The organism is Streptomyces sp. NBC_00234 (assembly GCF_036195325.1).
Classification (GTDB): Bacteria; Actinomycetota; Actinomycetes; order Streptomycetales; family Streptomycetaceae; genus Streptomyces.
In genome coordinates this window covers 7,238,524-7,256,745 of record NZ_CP108101.1, presented here as the reverse complement: position 1 = coordinate 7,256,745, position 18,222 = coordinate 7,238,524, and the positions used below count along the sequence as shown (strand labels likewise).

At 71.3% G+C, this 18,222-nt stretch carries 14 protein-coding genes; 8 read left to right on the top strand and 6 right to left on the bottom strand.

Features of this window, described 5'->3' with window-relative positions; genetic code table 11:
- The 6 genes from OG230_RS31735 to OG230_RS31710 are packed head-to-tail and all read left to right on the top strand — an operon-like array spanning position 1 to position 6,359.
- Positions 1-531 (top strand): hydrogenase maturation protease, encoded by a 531-nt coding sequence (locus OG230_RS31735; RefSeq protein ID WP_328907184.1) that lies wholly within the window; start codon positions 1-3, stop codon positions 529-531.
- A gap of 2 nt (positions 532-533) precedes the next feature.
- Positions 534-3,086 carry a carbamoyltransferase HypF gene (gene hypF / locus OG230_RS31730; RefSeq protein WP_328907183.1) on the top strand — a complete coding sequence of 851 codons (2,553 nt, stop codon included), beginning with the start codon at positions 534-536 and terminating at the stop codon, positions 3,084-3,086.
- Positions 3,087-3,133: 47 nt separating this feature from the next.
- On the top strand, positions 3,134-3,430 hold the full coding sequence (locus tag OG230_RS31725; RefSeq protein WP_328907182.1) for a HypC/HybG/HupF family hydrogenase formation chaperone: 297 nt from the start codon (positions 3,134-3,136) through the stop codon (positions 3,428-3,430).
- A complete protein-coding gene (gene hypD / locus OG230_RS31720) occupies positions 3,427-4,530 on the top strand; it encodes a hydrogenase formation protein HypD (RefSeq protein WP_328907181.1) in 1,104 nt (367 codons plus the stop codon). Before OG230_RS31725 ends, hypD begins: the two co-directional genes overlap by 4 nt.
- Positions 4,531-4,538: 8 nt before the next feature.
- A complete protein-coding gene (hypE, locus tag OG230_RS31715) occupies positions 4,539-5,636 on the top strand; it encodes a hydrogenase expression/formation protein HypE (protein ID WP_443051425.1) in 1,098 nt (365 codons plus the stop codon).
- Positions 5,637-6,359, top strand: coding sequence for a DUF6390 family protein (locus OG230_RS31710; RefSeq protein WP_328907179.1), 723 nt, complete (start codon positions 5,637-5,639; stop codon positions 6,357-6,359).
- Between the two features lie 74 nt (positions 6,360-6,433).
- On the opposite strand, the gene OG230_RS31705 is transcribed toward OG230_RS31710, so the two are convergent.
- The 3 genes from OG230_RS31705 to OG230_RS31695 all read right to left on the bottom strand — a co-directional run bounded on the left by OG230_RS31705 (position 6,434) and on the right by OG230_RS31695 (position 10,034).
- Positions 6,434-8,353 carry a hypothetical protein gene (locus OG230_RS31705; protein ID WP_328907178.1) on the bottom strand — a complete coding sequence of 640 codons (1,920 nt, stop codon included), beginning with the start codon at positions 8,351-8,353 and terminating at the stop codon, positions 6,434-6,436.
- A gap of 204 nt (positions 8,354-8,557) precedes the next feature.
- Positions 8,558-9,220 carry a signal peptidase I gene (gene lepB, locus OG230_RS31700; RefSeq protein WP_328907177.1) on the bottom strand — a complete coding sequence of 221 codons (663 nt, stop codon included), beginning with the start codon at positions 9,218-9,220 and terminating at the stop codon, positions 8,558-8,560.
- 208 nt (positions 9,221-9,428) lie between these two features.
- Positions 9,429-10,034: a hypothetical protein gene (locus tag OG230_RS31695; RefSeq protein WP_328907176.1), complete on the bottom strand. Its 606-nt coding sequence runs from the start codon at positions 10,032-10,034 to the stop codon at positions 9,429-9,431.
- A gap of 229 nt (positions 10,035-10,263) precedes the next feature.
- Between OG230_RS31695 and OG230_RS31690 the strand changes: the two genes are divergently transcribed.
- Positions 10,264-11,004, top strand: a complete 741-nt coding sequence (locus tag OG230_RS31690; protein ID WP_328907175.1) for a VOC family protein — start codon at positions 10,264-10,266, stop codon at positions 11,002-11,004.
- 108 nt (positions 11,005-11,112) lie between these two features.
- Here the strand turns inward: OG230_RS31690 and OG230_RS31685 are convergent, their stop codons facing one another.
- Positions 11,113-11,526, bottom strand: a complete 414-nt coding sequence (locus OG230_RS31685) for an RICIN domain-containing protein (RefSeq protein WP_328907174.1) — start codon at positions 11,524-11,526, stop codon at positions 11,113-11,115.
- Between the two features lie 567 nt (positions 11,527-12,093).
- Between OG230_RS31685 and OG230_RS31680 the strand changes: the two genes are divergently transcribed.
- On the top strand, positions 12,094-13,845 hold the full coding sequence (locus tag OG230_RS31680) for a glycoside hydrolase family 35 protein (protein ID WP_328907173.1): 1,752 nt from the start codon (positions 12,094-12,096) through the stop codon (positions 13,843-13,845).
- A 65-nt stretch (positions 13,846-13,910) separates the two neighbouring features.
- On the opposite strand, the gene OG230_RS31675 is transcribed toward OG230_RS31680, so the two are convergent.
- Together OG230_RS31675 and OG230_RS31670 are read right to left on the bottom strand one after the other, a co-directional pair.
- The gene (locus tag OG230_RS31675; protein ID WP_328907172.1) at positions 13,911-16,361 is read right to left on the bottom strand and encodes an RICIN domain-containing protein; all 2,451 of its coding nucleotides are present in this window, start codon (positions 16,359-16,361) and stop codon (positions 13,911-13,913) included.
- A 284-nt stretch (positions 16,362-16,645) separates the two neighbouring features.
- On the bottom strand, positions 16,646-18,094 hold the full coding sequence (locus OG230_RS31670; protein ID WP_328907171.1) for an RICIN domain-containing protein: 1,449 nt from the start codon (positions 18,092-18,094) through the stop codon (positions 16,646-16,648).
- Between the last annotated feature and the right edge of the window lie 128 nt (positions 18,095-18,222).

Genomic DNA, 18,222 nt, shown 5'->3' with positions numbered 1-18,222 from the left:
ATGACGCAGGAACCGGACACGGCCGGCCGGGTGCTGGTCGCGGGCATCGGCAATCTCTTCCTCGGCGACGACGGGTTCGGCCCCGAGGTCGTACGCCGGCTGGCCGGCGCCGGCGGTATGCCCCCGCAGGTACGGCTGGTGGACTACGGCATCCGCGGGATGCATCTCGCGTACGACCTGCTCGACGGGTACGACGCGCTGGTGCTGGTCGACGCGTATCCGGGCGGCGGCGCGCCCGGGGAGGTGACGGTGCTCCGCATCGGTGCGGAGGACCTCGGTACGGGTGAATTCGACGCTCATGGGATGAATCCGGTCGCTGTCCTTGCAAACCTGGATCAATTGGGCGGTACTCTTCCGCTCACCTACCTCGTCGGCTGCACACCCGCCGGAGTCGAGGAGGGCATCGGGCTCGGTGAAGCCGTCGGCAAAGCGGTTCCCGAGGCGATGCAGGCAGTGCACACCCTGGTGCGGCAGCTCGTTCCCGCCGTACCGACCGCGTCCGTGAGCAGCACCGAACCCCGGAGATCCTGATCATGTGCCTAGGAATTCCCGGCCGTGTCGTGGAGATCGTGGACGGGTACGCGGGCCAGCTGGCTCTGGTGGATGTGGAGGGCGCCCGGCGGCGCGTGAACATCGGCATGCTCGACGAGGCACCCGGGCGCGACGACTGGGTGCTTCTCCATATGGGCTTCGCCGTGGAGCTCATCGACCGGGCGAAGGCCCGGGAGGCTCTGTCGGGACTGGAGTTGATGGGACGGGGCCGGGAGCAGCGCGTCCGGCGCAGGTTCGAGGTGAGCGGTGTCGTGCAGGGAGTGGGCTTCCGGCCCTTCGTCTACGTCATGGCCTCGGAGCTGATGCTCAGCGGCACGGTGACGAACACCGGCGAGGGGGTGCTCGCCGAGGTCGAGGGACCGGCCGACGCGGTGGCGGAGTTCGGCCGCAGGCTCCGTGCCGATGCCCCGCCGCTCGCGGTCGTCGAGGACGTGCGCACGAGCGAGCAGCCGACGCGGGGCGGTACGGGATTCACCATCGAGCGTTCCAGCGCGCCCGGCCGGGCCAGGACGCTCGTCTCACCCGACATCGCCACGTGCCGGGACTGTCTGGACGAGCTGGGCGATCCGTCGAACCGGCGCCACCGCCACCCCTTCATCACGTGTACGCACTGCGGTCCCCGGTTCACGATCGTCACCGGCCTCCCGTACGACCGGGCCGCCACTACGATGGCGGGGTTCGAGATGTGCGGGGCCTGCCGTGCGGAGTACGAGGATCCGCGCGACCGGCGCTTCCACGCCCAGCCGATCGCCTGCCACGAGTGCGGTCCGCGGCTCGAACTCGTCGGCAGGGAAGGCGCGTCCGTGTCCCGGGACGAGGACGCGCTGCGGACCGCCCGGAAGCTGCTCGCCGAGGGCGGGATCATCGCCGTCAAGGGACTCGGCGGGTACCACCTGGTCTGCGACGCCCGTGACGACGTGGCCGTGACCGAGCTGCGGCGGCGCAAGCGGCGCGGTGGCAAGCCGTTCGCGGTGATGGTCCCGGACCTGGCCGTCGCGCGGGAGCTGGCGAGCATCACGGCGGACGAGGAAGAGCTCCTGGCCGGTGGCCGCCGGCCCATCGTGCTCCTGCCCCGTCATCCCGCCCGGCCCGGGGCCGGGGTGTCCGAGGCCGTGGCCCCCGGCAGCCCGCACCTCGGACTGCTGCTTCCGTACACCCCGTTGCACGTCCTGCTCTTCGGGATCGGGGACGACGCGCCGGGTCCGGACGCCCTGGTGATGACATCGGCCAATCTGTCGGGCGAACCGATCGTCACGGACGACGAGGCCGCGCTGCGTGTCCTGGCCCCGCTGGTCGATGCGTGGCTGCGGCACGACCGGCGGATCCATGTGCCCTGCGACGACTCGGTCAGCCGCTATGTCGCCGGTGCCGAACTGCCGCTCCGCCGCTCGCGCGGGTACGCCCCGCTGCCGCTCGCGCTGCCGTTCGACGTGCCGCCGACGCTCGCCGTGGGCGCCGATCTGAAGAACACCTGCGCGCTGGGCGAGGGCCGCTACGCCTGGCTGAGCCAACACATCGGCGACATGGACGACCTGTCCACGGTCGAGGCGCTGACCCGGAACGAACAGCACCTGGAAGACCTCACCGGGGTCACGCCCGTCCAGCTGGTGGCCGACCGCCATCCCGGATACCGCTCCGGTGACTGGGCCGCCGCCCGTGCGGCCGGGCGGCCGGTCCGCACGGTGCAGCACCACCACGCGCACATCGCGTCCGTGATGGCGGAGCACGGTCTGCGGTCGGACGAGCGGGTGATCGGCATCGCCTTCGACGGCACGGGACACGGCGACGACGGGGCGGCCTGGGGCGGTGAGGTCCTGGTGGCCGGCTACGCGTCGTTCCGCAGGGCCGCTCACCTGGGTTACGTACCGCTGGCCGGGGGCGACGCCAGTGTGCTGCGGCCCTACCGGATGGCCCTCGCGCATCTGCATGCGGCCGGTGTCCCCTGGGACGAGGACCTGCCCGCGCTCCGGGCGTGCCCTCCGGCCGAACGCGGCGTACTGGCGCACCAGTTCGCCACCGGCTTCGGATGCGTCCCCACGTCGAGCATGGGCCGGCTCTTCGACGCGGTCGCCTCCCTGGCCGGTGTCCGGCACGAGGTGGCGTACGAGGCGGAGGCCGCCATGGAGCTGGAGGGGCTGGCCCGGACCGAGCCCGTGGAGCCCGGCACGCCGGAGAACCACTACCGCTTCGCCATCCGGCGGGGTGCGGGAGAGGAACCCGCCGTGGCGGATCCCGGACCGGTCGTACGGGCGGTGGTGTCCGACGTACGGGCCGGCGTTCCCGCCGGGCTGATCGCCGCGCGCTTCCACGCGTCCGTCGCCGCCCTGGTGGCCCGCCTCGCCGACCTCGGCCGCACGAGCACCGGCCTGAACACCGTAGCGCTGGGCGGTGGCGTGTTCCAGAACGCCGTACTGCTCGAAGCCACGCAACGCGGCCTGACGGAGCTGGGGTTCACCGTCCTGCGGCCCCGGCTGCTGCCGCCCAACGACGGCGGGATCGCCCTCGGCCAGCTCGTGATCGCCGCATCGGGCTGACGGCACCGCACCTCCGTACCCCGACGGATCCACAGAGAAGAGGAACCATGTGTCTGGCTGTTCCGGGGCGTGTCCTCAGTACCGCCGAAGTCGACGGCACCCTGATGGCCGAGGTCGACTTCGGCGGGGTGTGCAAGGAGGTGTGCCTCCAGTACATCCCCGATGCGACCGTCGGTGAATACGTCATCGTGCACGTCGGCTTCGCCATCCAGCGCCTGGACGAACGGTCGGCCAGGGACACCCTCGCCAACTTCGAGCGGCTCGGCATCCTCGCCGAGGAGTTCGGCGACGGCTCCGAACTCGCGGCCCAGCAGCTCGCATCCCCCGAAGGAGCCCGCCCGTGAAGTACCTCGACGAGTTCAGCGACCCCGGTCTCGCGAAGAGGCTGATCGACGAGATCCACGCGGCCACCACACGTGAGTGGGCGATGATGGAGGTCTGCGGCGGCCAGACCCACTCGATCATTCGGCACGGCATCGACCAACTGCTCCCGGACGGCGTGGAGATGATCCACGGACCGGGATGCCCCGTCTGTGTCACCCCGCTGGAGACCATCGACCGGGCCCTGGCGATCGCCGCCCGCCCCGGCGTCATCTTCTGCTCGTTCGGCGACATGCTGCGGGTGCCCGGCAGCAGCCGGGACCTCTTCTCCGTCAGGAGCGCCGGCGGTGACGTGCGGGTGGTGTACTCACCCCTCGACGCGCTGAAACTGGCCCGCGAGAACCCGGACCGTGAAGTCGTCTTCTTCGGCATCGGGTTCGAGACCACCGCCCCCGCGAACGCCATGACGGTGTACCAGGCCAGGCAGCTCGGGGTGCGGAACTTCTCGATGCTGGTGTCCCATGTGCTGGTACCGCCGGCGATCGCGGCGATCATGGAGTCCTCGACCTGCCGAGTGCAGGCGTTCCTCGCCGCGGGTCACGTGTGCAGTGTGATGGGAACGTCCGAATACCCGCCCCTGGCGCAGAAGTACAAGGTGCCGATCGTGGTCACCGGCTTCGAGCCCCTGGACATCCTCGAAGGTATCCGCCGGACCGTCCTCCAGCTCGAAGCGGGCCGTCACGAGGTCGAGAACGCCTACCCCCGGGCCGTTCGCGACGAGGGCAACGCGCCCGCCATGGCGATGCTCGCCGATGTCTTCGAGGTGACGGACAGGACCTGGCGGGGCATCGGGGAGATCCCCCGCAGCGGCTGGCGACTCTCCGAGAAGTACCGGGAGTTCGACGCGGAGCAGCGGTTCGACGTGACGGGCATCCACACAGCCGAGTCGTCGCTCTGCCGGTCGGGCGAAGTCCTCCAGGGCCTGATCAAGCCGCATCTGTGCGAGGCGTTCGGCAAGGAGTGCACGCCGAGGAACCCGCTCGGCGCGACCATGGTGTCGACCGAGGGCGCCTGCGCCGCGTATTACACCCACCGCCGGCTGGAACTGGTCGATGCGAAGTGACCGAGACCATGCGGGATATGAGTGAGACGACCACCGTGACGGCGGAGCCGGCCGGCCTCGACTTCGAGGGGTGGACCTGCCCCGTACCGCTGCGGGACAGCCCCACGGTCGTGATGGGGCACGGCGGCGGCGGCGCCATGTCCGGTGAGCTGATCGAGCACCTGTTCCTGCCGGCGTACGGTGCCGCCGCAGCCGCGGAGCTCGGTGACTCGGCGGTCCTGACGGTCGGTTCCGGCACGCGTATCGCCTTCTCCACGGACTCGTTCGTGGTGAAGCCGATGTTCTTCCCCGGTGGGTCCATCGGTGACCTGGCGGTCAACGGCACGGTCAACGACCTGGCGATGTCGGGTGCGACGCCCCTGTTCCTGTCGACCGCCTTCATTCTCGCGGAGGGCACCGACCTGAGTGTCCTCGGCCGGATCGCCCAGGACGTGGGGAGCGCCGCCGAGGCCGCCGGTGTGCGTCTGGTCACCGGAGACACGAAGGTCGTGGAACGCGCCAGTGGTGACGGCGTCTACCTCAACACCTCGGGGATCGGTGTGGTTCCCTCCGGCGTCGACATCCACGCGCGCCGGGCGCGCCCCGGGGACGCCGTGCTGGTCAGCGGCGACATCGGCGTGCACGGGGTGGCCGTGATGAGCTGCCGGGAGGGCCTGGAGTTCGGTACGAAGGTCGAGAGCGACACCGCCGCGCTGCACGGACTGGTCGCCGCCATGCTCGCCACCGGCAGCGACCTCCATGTGCTCCGGGACCCCACGCGCGGGGGTGTCTCGGCCTCGCTGAACGAGATCGCCCGGGCCTCGGATGTGGGCATCGAACTGGTCGAGCGGCTGCTGCCGGTGCCGCCCGCGGTCCGAGACGCGTGCAGTCTGCTCGGTCTCGACCCGCTCCAGGTGGCCAACGAGGGCAAGCTGATCGCGATCGTCCCGGACGCCGACGCGGAAGAAGTCCTGGCCGCGATGCAGGCCCATCCGCTGGGCCGGTCCGCGAGCCGGATCGGCAGCTGCGTGCCGGAGCACGCCGGGATGGTGGTCGCGAGGACGGGGCTCGGCGGGAGCCGCGTGATCGGGCTGCCGATCGGCGAACAGCTGCCGAGGATCTGCTGAGTGAGTGCCGAGGGCGCGCTGCTGTTCGCGCGATACGCCTACCCGCCCAACGAGCTCGGCTACTGCGGCCCCGCCGACGCGGCGGGCCTCCTGCGCCGTGACGCGACCGCGGACATCGAGCGGCGGGCCCGCCAGTTCGAAGGAGCGTGGTGCTATCTCCAGTTCCTCGCGGAGACGGCCGGCATCCCCGACCCGCTGGACGTGCGGGTGGTCGAGGCCTACTGGATCGGCAATGAGCTCCTGGACCGGGCCGACCCCGCCGCGCTGGTGGAGCGTATGACGGACCGGTTCCGGGGGCAGCTGGGCGGCACCTGGCGCGAGGCCGCGACCCGAGCGCTGGCCCATCACAGTTTCCAGGTGTTCGAGGTGTATCCGTGGGCGCCGATGCTGCGGTCGAGCGGGCATCCGACAGCCCTGTCCGTGCTCGACCAGTGCCGCATCCGTACCGGAGTGGTGGTCGATGCCGACAGGGACGTGGCGACCGTGCGGTCACGCCCGCTGTGCTGGGACGGCGCGGGGCTGACCGACGGCGCGTGGCGGGAGGAGACCGTGCGCTGCTCGGCCGGTGGGAGGACGCTGATCGACGGGCTCTCCCCCGGTGACCGGGTGGCACTGCACTGGGACTGGGTGTGCGATGTACTCACCGATGAGCAGACGCGGCGCATCGAGGATCTTGAGGAACGCCGACGCAACGCACTGGGTCTCCTCGTCCGTACGCGCTGAATCCGGTGCGGGAGCCGACGGGCACGAGCCGGTGGCTCCACCGGCTCAAGAAGCCGGGTCCGACGGGGCGGTGTTCAGCGCCGGGCTGCGACAGCTGTCGCTGCCTCGGCCAGGATGCGGCGCAGGACGGGGACCGGGATCGACGGATTGGTGACCGCCGCGCCCGCCGTGTCCTGGTCGTGCAGCAGCCCGGCAAGGACGCGGGCCGGCAGCCGCGGATTGCGCATCGCGGTCACGCGCACGTGGGCCGCCGCGTCGTTCAGCAGCCGCGCCGCGTCGGCCGGTGACAGCCGGGTGTCCTCGGCCGCGCGGCGGCGCACCTCGGCTTCCGGGTCGCGGGCGAGGCGTGCGACGTCGGCAGGTGTGGACGCCGGATCGTCCAAGGCCAGGCGGCGCATCCGCCCATGGGGGTCGTCGGCGTAGCGCAGCAGGCCCGTACGGGGGAAGTTGGGGTGACCGCGAGGGCGGTCGGGGTGACTGAAGCTGCCGTCCCACCAGCGCCAGACCTCCAGCAGCATCTCGGCCGGCGCGTCATCGCACGATTCGGCGAGGAACAGGCGGACCGTCCGGTCCTCGTCCCGCGCCAGACGCTTCACGACGTCCGGTGGAAGATGCCGGGCGCGGGCCACGCTGCGGCGGATGAGTGGATGGGACGAAAGGGCGAGGCGGCGCATCGCGTCGGCGTCACCGTGCAGTCCCTCGACCCAGGGCAGAGTGCGCGACATCGACGTGGGGTCGACGTCGTGGCGCACCGCGGCACGCTGCTCCTCGTCGAGGTCGGGCCGCAGTGCCACCGCCGAGCGGATGTCGTCGTAGGGGTCCTCCGCCAGGACGGCGACGCCGTGCGCGCTGAGCCGCGGGTTGGCGGCCAGTGCCCGGCGTACATCCGCGTCCTCGTCCCGGACCAGGGCCGCCTCCAGCTCGGGCGAGAGACGGCACTGTTCGAGCGCGCGGCGGGGCGCGGGCAGCGTGGCAAAGACCTCGCGAGGCATGGGGACGCGGGTGTGGTGGGCCAGCAGCGCCGCCGTACGCACCGTGTCGTCGGTGTCGTCCAGCAGCCGCGCCCGCAGTGGCGGGGCGAGGTCTTCCCACCGGGCGCAGGCGGTCTCCCGCACTCGGGGATCGGCGTCGGCCGCGAGGCCGGGGAGGTGGTGTGCGGGGAGACCGGGGAGTTCGGCGGCCTGAGCGCGGGACGGGCCGACGAGGAGGTCGTCGTACAGGTCCCCGGGGAGTTCGGCGCCCCAGGCGCAGGCATGCTCGGCCCAGAGCACGCGCCGGCTCGGGGACGGTTCGGCGTGGATCAGGCGTATCCACTGATCGGACGTGAGCTGGGGCCGGAAGGTGTCCGCGGGCCGCGAGCGCACCCGCGGATCGGGGTGCGCCACGGCGGCGTCGAGTACGGCGGGCCGGTCGCAGCCGTGCAGGAAGCCCAGCTCCACATCCAGCAGCCGGATCAGCAACTCGTCCGGCGCGGTCGGATTGAACCCGATCCCCTCCGCCCAGTGCAAAGGCCACGCCGGCCGGCCGGGCACCGCAGCCCACACCTCGGCGCGCTCGACCTCCGTCTCGCGCCCGGCGGCCTCCGCGGCCTCCTCCAGCCGCTCCGGCAGTCGGTCGAGGGCCGTCACGCGAGGCCCGTCCGCGCCGGGCACCTCCGCCAGCAACACCTGCCCGTCGAGGGAGAGTGCCACGAACCCGGGGTCACCGGTCAGCCCCGGCGCACCGTCGCCGGCGTAGCGGACCCGGGTCCACCAGGAGTCGTTGCCGCCGATCCGATGTCCGAGGACGGCCACCAGGAACTCGCCGTCGGCATCTGCAAGGCGGCGCCACCACGCGGCGTCGAGCGCTGCCCGTACCGCGCCGTCCGGCGCCACGATCCCCCGCGCGATCCGCCAGCCGGCCTCCGGCGGAAACAGGCTGCCCGGGCGCATGTCCTCGACGACCGTGAGCCCGGCGCACAGGAGCAGTTCGTGGAGTTCCTCTCGGTGTTGCACGCGGTCATGATCCCCGCCGACCCGCGGGGGGACAAGGCCCTCGGCCCAGGCGCAACCACTGCGGCGGTTCGCCCGGTGGAGTGCGTACCGGGTCCGGAAACAGCCTCGCGATCAAGAACGGCTCGAACTGCGGGTCCGTCCGTGCTCATGAGGCAGACTCGGAAGGAGACATGCTCGCAGCCTGCCAGGACAAGGATCGCCTTCTCAGGCCACGGGCCACGGCGGCGCAGCTACGAGCTGCCGCCGGGCACGCCGCCCCGCCGCGTACCCGCCGATCCCCAGACCGATCCCGACCAGGGTCATCACGGTCCCGAGGGCCCCGAGAGCCAGCATGGCCGGCGGCGCAACGGAACCGTCCTTCACTCGCCCGAGCACCCCGGAGGCCGCGACGCTGCCGGACTGTTCGTCGAGGAAGTACCGCGAGTCGTTCGAGTTCCCCCGGTGATCGCCCAGCAGGAACAACCGCCCGTCCGGCACCTCCACGTCGTACGGCTCGGTTGCCGCGTTCACTTCGCCACGCATGACATACGGTTCGTCGACCGGTTTCCCGTTCACCGTGATCCGGTCCCCGTCGCCCACCACGTGATCGCCGCCCATCCCGATGACCCGCTGCAGGACCGGACCGCCCCTGTAGCGATCGGGCACGTCGACGAGTACGACATCGCCCCTGCGTACCTCACCCGCGTCGATGCGCTCGATGACCAGCCGCTCGCCCTGGCGGTACGTGGGCTCCATCGCCTCGCTCATGACGGTGACCCCTCGGTAGCTCGCGAAGAAGCCCCCGCACCCCACGGCCAGGACCAGCCCGAGTGGCACCAGTACCCAGGCCGCGACTCTCAGACCGCTGCCCGCTCCCCGCTGCTTCATGAACACCCCTCCCTGGAACCGCCCGAGGCCGGGCGGACCAGCAGAGGCTAAGCGGTCCCGGCGCGTACACGCACCTCGGCCCCCAGGCCACACACGCCGGTGAGGACGTTGACGCGGTCAAGTGCCGTCACCGACACCCTCTCAGGGCGATCCGTCACGAGAACCGGGGTGGGGGACGGCCTGTACGGGACGGCCCGCCGCTCACCCGTCATACGCGTAGGCCCGCTTGCCGGAGGCCGATCTCCGCCAGGTCGGCGATGACCTGTTCGTCGCCGCGCCGCCAGGCTGCCGCGAGGCCGCCGGGTGGCGTGGTCAGCGGTGCGAGGTCGCGCAGCGGGCCGGTGAGGACGCGCAGCGCGAGGAGGTCGGCGCCGCCCTGTTCGGTGGCCATTCGCCGGGTGACGGCGCTGCGGCGGATCCAGCGCAGCCGTGGGGGCAGCCACAGCAGCAGCACGAACACCACCGGGATGACGATCAGGGCGACCGCGGTCAGCGTCGCCACCTGGCCCACCGTGTCCTGGAGCGAACGGCCCGCGTCGGCCAGACCGGTGCCTGCCTCGGCGGCGGACCCGAGCGGCTTCTTCAACTGGTCGCCGACGAACGGCACCTTCGAGGCGGCGTCGCTGGCGTCGACGAGTCCGTCGGAGAGGCTGCTGCCGGCGCTTTCCGCCTTGCGCCCCGGTTCGGCCAGGAGCATGATCGCGTCGCGCACGGCCAGGGCCAGCTTCACCGCGGCGTAGATCAGGGCCGCCGCGATCAGGTCCGCGAGGACCTGGCGGCTCCGACGTGCCGGGGTCTGGGCGTAGAGGCGCATGAGCGTGCTCCTTATCCGGTAGGGCATCGACGGTCGGGCGCTGCTCATACGGCTACCCCGATCCGGTGGTGGCATCGGGAAGGCGCGACGCCGTGCCCGACGGCGGCCCATGGACGGACCCCTTCAGCGCACTGGTCGGCCTGCTGAGTATCGCGGCTGGTGGGCGAGTTGATCTCTGTTCGGCGACGGCGCGGCGGTCGTTGCGGAGCGGATGCCTATGATCATCGGCATGGCACTACGACCTGTTCAGGTGAACATCAAGGCCCTTGACGACTCGGCCGTCGGCCGGTTCTGGGCGGAGGCGCTCGGCTGGGGTCTCTCCAGCGAAGGCCCCGGCGTGACCAACGTCGAGCCCCTCGGCGGCTTCGTCTGGCCGGACCCGGTCGCCGTCTGCATCGATGTCGTCAAGGTCCCGCATCCCAAGACAGCAACGAAGAACCGCGTACACCTCGATCTCGCCACCACCTCTGCGGCCCATCAGACGGAGCTGGTCGCGCGCCTCCAGGCTCTCGGCGCCACGCCGGTCGACGTGGGCCAGGGTGACGTGCCGTGGACGGTCCTCGCAGACCCGGAGGGCAACGAGTTCTGCGTGCTGGAGCCTCGGGAGATCAACAAGGACACCGGGCCGATCGCCACGGTGGTGGTCGACTGCGAGGATCCGCGGGCCATGGCCCGGTTCTGGGACGAGGCGACGGACTGGACCCTGCACGAGGTGGACGACGAGCATGCGGTGTTGCGCTCCGCCAAGGGGGTCGGCCCGTATCTCGAGTTCCTCCGCAAGGGCCCGAAGACGGTGCCGGACCGCCTGCACCTCGACCTGCTGCCGTACGCCGGTGACGACAAGGCGGCGGAGGTGGCCCGACTGCGGACCCTCGGCGCCGTCGACATGGACCTCGGCCAGGGCGACGTCTCGTGGACGTGCATGGCCGACCCCGAGGGCCACGAGTTCTGCGTACTCGGCAGGTCCTGACGCGGAGCCCCCGGGACACCCGGGCATGTGAGCCCTTCGTGCTCATCCGCCCGGGGCCCGGGGGGTATGCCTGCGGCGTCACGGTCGATTCGGGGGCCGGCCGGAGCTTCACAGGCCGACGATCACCCATTCCTGGCCGGCTGCGCCGTCGGCGGGCATCTGGACGATCCTGGCCCCGTCTTCCGTGGACGCGGCCTCCACGTCCAGGCAGAGGCCACTGGAACCGTTGACCAGGTTGAAGTGGCCGCCGGTCCCGGCGGGGACCAACTTCCACCACTGGTTGGGGCTGTCCGTGTCCGCCCACTGGTCCATGGGCTGCCCATCGGTACGGGAAGCGCCGGGGTTGTCGAGGACCTTTCCGCTGTGAACGTTGTGGAGCCGGAACGAACCGGTTCCGGTGAACGAGACATCGTTCGGGGCCCCTTCGAGGGCGGTGTTGGCTCTGATCGTGGTGTCCACGGTGCGACCGGTGGCGGGGGTCGGTTCGTGGACGACGACGTCGTCCGGTCGGGCACACGCCACGCTCGGGGAGCGCTGTCTGCGGCGGGACCGCGGCCGCGGCCGGCGGTGATCCGACGCCGGGCAGGGCGACCGCGCCTGTGGTCGCAGCGGCCGTCGTGAGGAATCGTCGACGGCCGAGGGATGCGTCGGGGAGGCGCATGGTGCGGCTCCGTTCGCCAGGAGGGGGGCAGCGGCTCGCAGGCACACGTAAACGGCTCGCGGGAGTCCCGGCCCGACGAGGAGGAGGTGGCACGATCGCGCTCACCTCGCATGTTTACGTTGCCATCGCGCCGCCAGTGCAGCATGACGCCGAGAAGAGTGTCAATAACCGTGCGAGTGCGTTCACTTCTGGGGGCGCCGTCGACCCCGGCCGACGCACCGCTGCCGGCCAGGCGGGTGCCGCTTACGGACACCCTCGTAGCCCACTGCGCGGTGCCCGCCGTTTCACCGACCGGCCGCACAGGAGGCCGTTCGCACCGAGAACACCCTCGAAGGCTTGCCACCAGCGCTTGTTAACGTAAACATAGTGCAGGCAGGCTCTTCCCGCCGCGACAGCGCATCCCACCTCCAGCACAGGAGCACCCGTACATGCCCCCTCTTCAGATCGACGACGGCGGCTTCAGCATCAATGGCGAACCGTTCCGGCTCCTGTCCGGCGGGCTGCACTACTTCCGCGTGCACCCCGGCCAGTGGGCGGACCGGCTGCGCAAGGCCAGGCTCATGGGCCTCAACACCGTCGAGACGTACGTGCCCTGGAACCTCCACCAGCCGCAGCCGGACGAGTTCCGGACGGACGGCGGCCTGGACATAGCCGCGTTCCTCGACCTCGCCGCCTCGGAGGGACTGCACGTCCTGCTCCGCCCCGGCCCGTACATCTGCGCCGAGTGGGAGGGCGGTGGCCTTCCGTCCTGGCTCCTGGCCGAGCCGGACATCCGTCTGCGAACCCGCGACCCCCGCTTCCTCGCAGCGGTCGACGACTACTTCGCCCGGCTGCTCACCCCACTGCAGCCTTACCTCGCCACCCAGGGCGGACCGGTCGTCGCCGTCCAGGTGGAGAACGAGTACGGGGCCTACGGCGACGACACCGCCTACCTGGAGCACCTCGCGGAATCGCTGCGCCGCTGCGGGGTGGACGTACCGCTGTTCACCTGCGACCAGCCCGCCGACCTTGCCCGCGGAACGCTGCCCGGCGTACTGGCCACGGCCAACTTCGGCAGTCGCCCCGCACAGAACCTGGCCGCCCTGCGCGCCCAGCAGCCGAAGGGACCGGTCATGTGCACCGAGTTCTGGATCGGCTGGTTCGACCGCTGGGGAGGCCACCACGTGGTGCGGGACCACGACCACGCGGCGCAGGAGCTGGACGAGCTCCTGGCCGCCGGGGCCTCGGTCAACTTCTACATGTTCCACGGCGGCACGAACTTCGGCTTCACCAACGGAGCGAACGACAAGCACACTTACCGGCCCACGGTGACGTCGTACGACTACGACGCCCCGCTCGACGAGGCCGGTGACCCGACCGAGAAGTTCACCGCCTTCCGCAACGTGATCGCCAAGTACGCACCGGTCCCGGCCGAACCCGTCCCCCCGCGCGGCCCCAAGCTCGCGGCGACGGCCGTGGTCCTGCCCGAGAGCGCCGGCCTGCTGGGATGCGCCGAGGCGCTCGGCGAGGCCGTCGGCTCCCCGCAGCCGCTCACCATGGAGCAGCTCGGGCAGGACTTCGGCTTCGTGCTGTACGAGACGGCTCTGGCGTCCGCGGGCCCGGCGCTGCTTGAGGTGGAGCACGTACGGGACCGCGCCCAGGTCTTCGTCGACGGGCTCCCGGCCGGTGTACTGGAGCGGGAGAACCACGAGCACGCCCTGGCCGTCACCGCACCGCAGGAGGGCGGCGTCCTGAGCGTGCTGGTGGAGAACCAGGGGCGGGTCAATTACGGGCCGGGCATCCACGATCGCAAGGGCCTGCTCGGACAGGTCCTGCTGGACGGCGGGGAACTCACCGGCTGGACATGCCGGCCCCTCCCGCTGACCGACGTCTCCGCGCTCCCGTTCAGGGCGAGCACCGTGACGCCTCTCGGGCCGACGTTCCACCGGGGCTCCTTCGACGTCGACGAGCCGGCGGACGCCTTCCTCCACCTCGACGGCTGGACGAAGGGCAGTGTGTGGATCAACGGGTTCGCGCTGGGTCGCTACTGGTCGCGCGGTCCTCAGCGGTCCCTCTACGTCCCGGCGCCGGTTCTGCGAACGGGAGCCAACGAGATCGTCGTGCTGGAGCTGCACGCCTGCCCCCACGACCGGACCGTCCAGTTCCGCGACAGCGCCGACCTCGGGCCCACCGAGGAGTAGGCAGCCTTCGGCGGCCCACGGAAGCCGGGCTCCGACCCCAGGGTCGGAGCCCGGCTCCTTCGCGATCAGCCCTGGCGGACCTGCTGGCTCGCCGCGCCGTCACAGGTCCGCTGGACGGCGGGCGCGCCGACGGCGGTGGATCCGCCGCTCACGTCCAGACACTTGGCGCTGTGCCGGGCGGTCAGCGTGATGTGCCCGTCACCGGTGCTCCGCGCCGCCCACTCCTGGTTGCGGCCCCCGTTGCAGGCGTACTGGAAGACCTCGGCGCCGTCGGCCGTGGACAGACCGCTCACGTCGAGGCACTTGCCGCTGTGCCGGGCGACGAGGTTCACGTACCCGCCGCCGGTGGAGCGCAGCGACCACTGCTGGTTCGTGCTCACGGTGCAGCCGTACTGGACGACGGCCGCACCGTCGTCCGCCGCGTTGCCGCTGACGTCGAGACACAGGGAGCTGTGCCGGAAGGAGAGCGTCTTCCAGGCGTCCGGCACCGTGGCGGCGAAGGTCCAGGACTGGTTGCTGCCATTCGTCGGCCGATAGACGGCGACGGGCGCTCCGTCGGCGGTCGAGGCGTCGGTGACGTCCAGGAGCTTGCCGGTGGCGCCGTTGATCAGGGTGCTGTGGCCGTCGCCCGCGGTCGAGCGTATCCACTGCTGCGCGGTGGACGATCCGGGACTGCCGAACGTCAGCACGTCGCCCGTGACGGAGAGCGCCTTGCCGGTCCTGACGTTGGTGACGCGGTAGGCGGCGGTGTTGCCCCAATCGGTGGAGGACAGCTTGGTGAAGGTCCACTGCTGCGCGGTGTCGGCCGGGTCGGGGGTGCGCTGGACCGGGGTGCTCGTGCCGTTGACGGTGGCGACGGCGAGCGCCTTGCCGCTGTTGTCGTTGAGCAGCCGGCGCGGCGTGCCGGTGGGTGCGGTGGTCGCCGCCGTGTTCACACCCGAGACCGAGGGCAGGACGAACGTGGTGACGGAGCCGGCGCCTACGGTGGCTTTGAACGTCCTTCCGGTCACGGCCGCGTCGCTCTCGCGGTGGAGGTTCTTGGTGGCGTCGGTCGTCCAGCGCTCGACGGGTCCGTCCGCGACCGTCTGGAAGCCGTCGAGGTTAAGGGTCACCTCCCGCTCGGCGCCTGTCGGGTTGGTGTGGACGACGACCACACCGTTGCCGCCCGGCCGCACGGCCGCCAGGGTCTGCGGGTCGTCGGTGTTCGTGATCCGCGCGCCCGGGCGGACGAAGCGGCTGTAGTTCGCCATCGCCCAGTACTTCTTGTTCTTGCGCAGGGGCTCGGTCGCCGCGTCGCCGGGGGTGAAGTCCGCCTGGATCAGGCCCCAGTTGGAGTTCTCGCGCCCCGGGGTCATGTTCTCGTAGTCCTCGACCGCCTGCCACAGGACCCACGCGCGCGGCTCCAGCTCACGCAGGTCGTCGTTGATGCGCCCGGCGAGGTCGAGGGCGGGGCTCATGTCGGTGAAGCTCTGCGGGACGCTGCCGCCGAGGTCGACCTCGGACATCCACAACGGCGTGGCCTCACCCTTGGCGATGTCCCGCACCGCGGTGCGGCCGTTCGTCCCGTACGTGTGCGTGTTGAGCCGACCGACCGCGTCGCGGACTGCGGGGGCGTACGACTCCCAATTGGCCCGGAACACCTGGGGATTCGTCTCGTCCATGGCGGCGATCGGGGTCGTCATGCCCTTGGCGTCCAGGGCGGAGCGCAAGGTGGTAATCATGCGGGCCTGGGAGGCCGGATCCCAGTGCGAGCCCTCCTGGCGGCCTCCGGCGTGCCAGTAGTCGGTGTTGGGCTCGTTGATCGGAGCGAGGGAGTCGAACGTGACGCCCGTGGCGGACTGGGCCCGTTGCATCGAGCCCGTCAGGTAGGCGGCGAACCGGTCGTACTGGTCGGAGCGGAGGTTGTCATGCCACCCGTCGACCGCACCCGAGACCAGGCCGCTGTTGGTCATGAAGTACGGCGCGGAGTTGGAGAACGCCTCGAAGGTCGTCGCTCCGCGCGCCTTGGCAGCCGTGAGCCACCACTGCTGGTTGACATCGGCGTCGGGGTTCCAGTGGTCGGCCCGGGCCGGGTCCCACCAGTCGGGGGCCTCGGGGCCGGGCCTGTTCCAGTAGCCGGGGACGGCGCCGCCTGCGCGCATGTAAGGAGTGGTCTCGGGGCTGTCGCCGCCGCCGATGTTGTACCGGGCGATGGTGAAGCCGAGGCCGTTCGCGCCGTAGAGGTCGTCCGCAAGGCGGTTGCGCTGCGCGTCGGGCCATCCGCCCGTGACGTCGGCGAACCACGCCAGTGCGGTCCCCCAGCCCTGGAAGGACGGGTGCTGGTAGCTGGGGTCCAGGCGGACGGTCAGCGCCGCGGCCGGCGTCTCTGCGGCCGTCGCCGGGGACGAGGCGGGTCCGACGGCCGTGAAGGCGGTCGCCGCGAGGACCGCGGCGGTGGCGGCGACGACGAGCCTTCTGGGGCGGGAGGGACCGTACCGGGCCTGGGGGGACACCGGTCGCTTGCGCGTGGGGAACACGAACTGCTCCTTGGGGTGGGAGGAGATGACGGCCTGGCAGGTGGAGGGGCGGCGGAATCCGCCCTCGCCGCTGCGCCTCCTGACCGGGGGCCAGGAGGCGCAGATGATGCGGGCGGGGGGGGCGGCCCGGGACGGTGGCCGCACCGCGCCCCGGTCTCACGGCGGAGGGCAGGCCGGGCGGCCGGTACCGCCGACGCCAGGTGCTGTCGGTGCTGTCCGGGTACTGTCGCCGCTGTCCCGGTGCTGTCGCTGGTGTCGGTGCTGTCCCGGTGGGCGGTGGGCGGTCAGACCGCGGAGCGCCGCCACTTCTGGTTGTCGCCCCCGTTGCAGGTCCACTGCTCAAGAGCGGTCCCGTCGGCCGTCGACTGGTTGACGACGTCGAGGCACTTTCCGCTGTGCCGGGCGAGGAGCTCGACGTAGCCGGTGACGGCGGTCGTCCGGACCTTCCACTGCTGGGAGGCCGAGCCGTCGCAGGCGTTCTGCACGGCCAGGGCCCCGTCCACGGTCGATGCGCCGGCGATGTCGAGGCACTTTCCGCTGTGCCGGGCCATGATCTGGACGTAGCCCGTGTCCAGCTTCTTGATCCAGAAGTGCTGGTTGACGCCCCCGCCGCAGCCCCACTGGATCAGCTGCGCGCCGCCGTTGGTGTCGAACCCGGACACGTCGGCGCACTTGCCGCTGTTGCGGGCGGCCAACGTCTCCCAGGGCACGTTCATCCCGGTCGCGGTGCCCGCGGCGGTGTCGACGGTGATCTGCGGGGAGTACTCCATCGTCATCGTGGTGCTGGTGGGGAAGGTCAGCGGCAGCCAGACGTACTGGGAGTCGTTGACGGTGCCGCCCATGGAGTTGCCCCAACGGTCGCCCATGTAGAGGTAGCTGGTGCCCTTGGTGCCCTGGACCGGCAGGACGAAGGCGGTCTGGCTGCGGTAGGTCGTCGCGTCGCCGATGTCCTTCAGGTCGCTCCAGGAGCCGGTGACGCTGGTGGCCGTGGCGTACTTCTGCTGGTTCGGGGCCCATCCCGTGGCACCGGAGGTGAGCAGGAAGTACACCCCGTTGCGCTGGAACATGGCGGGTGCCTCCCGCCACTGGCCCGGCCACAGCTTCTGGACCTGGGACTCCACCGCGGTGTAGTCAGCGGTCAGTCGGTAGACGTGGAGATCGGCGTTCTCGTTGGCGGCCGAGATCATGTAGCCGGTGCCGTCGGTGTCGACGAAGGTCGTGATGTCCCGGGACATGTGGCCGAGGGGCCGGACACTGCCGCGCCAGGTGTAGTCGCCGTCCACCGTGGAGGACACGGCGACGGCGGCGCGCGCCTCGCTGTAGTCGGTGGCGCTGCCCTCCTTGTGCATCCACATCACGAACTGGCCGGTCGCGGCGTTGTACATGACCTTGGGCCGCTCGATGTTCGCGGTCGCCAGCTCCGGGTCGCCGGCCTGGGTCAGCACATGGTTCCGGAACTCCCACGTCCGCAGGTCGACCGAACGGTAGGCCGAGACGTAGCGGAAGCTGTTGTCGGCGTTCCGGTCCTCGCCGAACCAGTAGTAGTACTCGCCGACCTTGATCACGCCGCCGCCGTGGGCGTGCACGGGGTTGCCGTCGGGGCCGGTGAACTGCGTCCCGTTGGCGATGGGCACGGGGGCCGCGTGGGCGGTGCCCACGGCGGCGAGGAGGGAGAGGAGGAGAGCGGCAAGGGCAGAGAAGAGTGCCGCCGTCCCGAAGATCTTGAGTCGCATGTCGCGTTACCTCGTGGTGTTCGTCGGACCGGGCGCTGCGCACGGGCGGCGCGGCCGAGGACCGCACTGGCCCGGAGCGGTGGGCGCCTGGGAGGGGGGTGCCGGGCCGATGGGGACGGGTGGCCGGC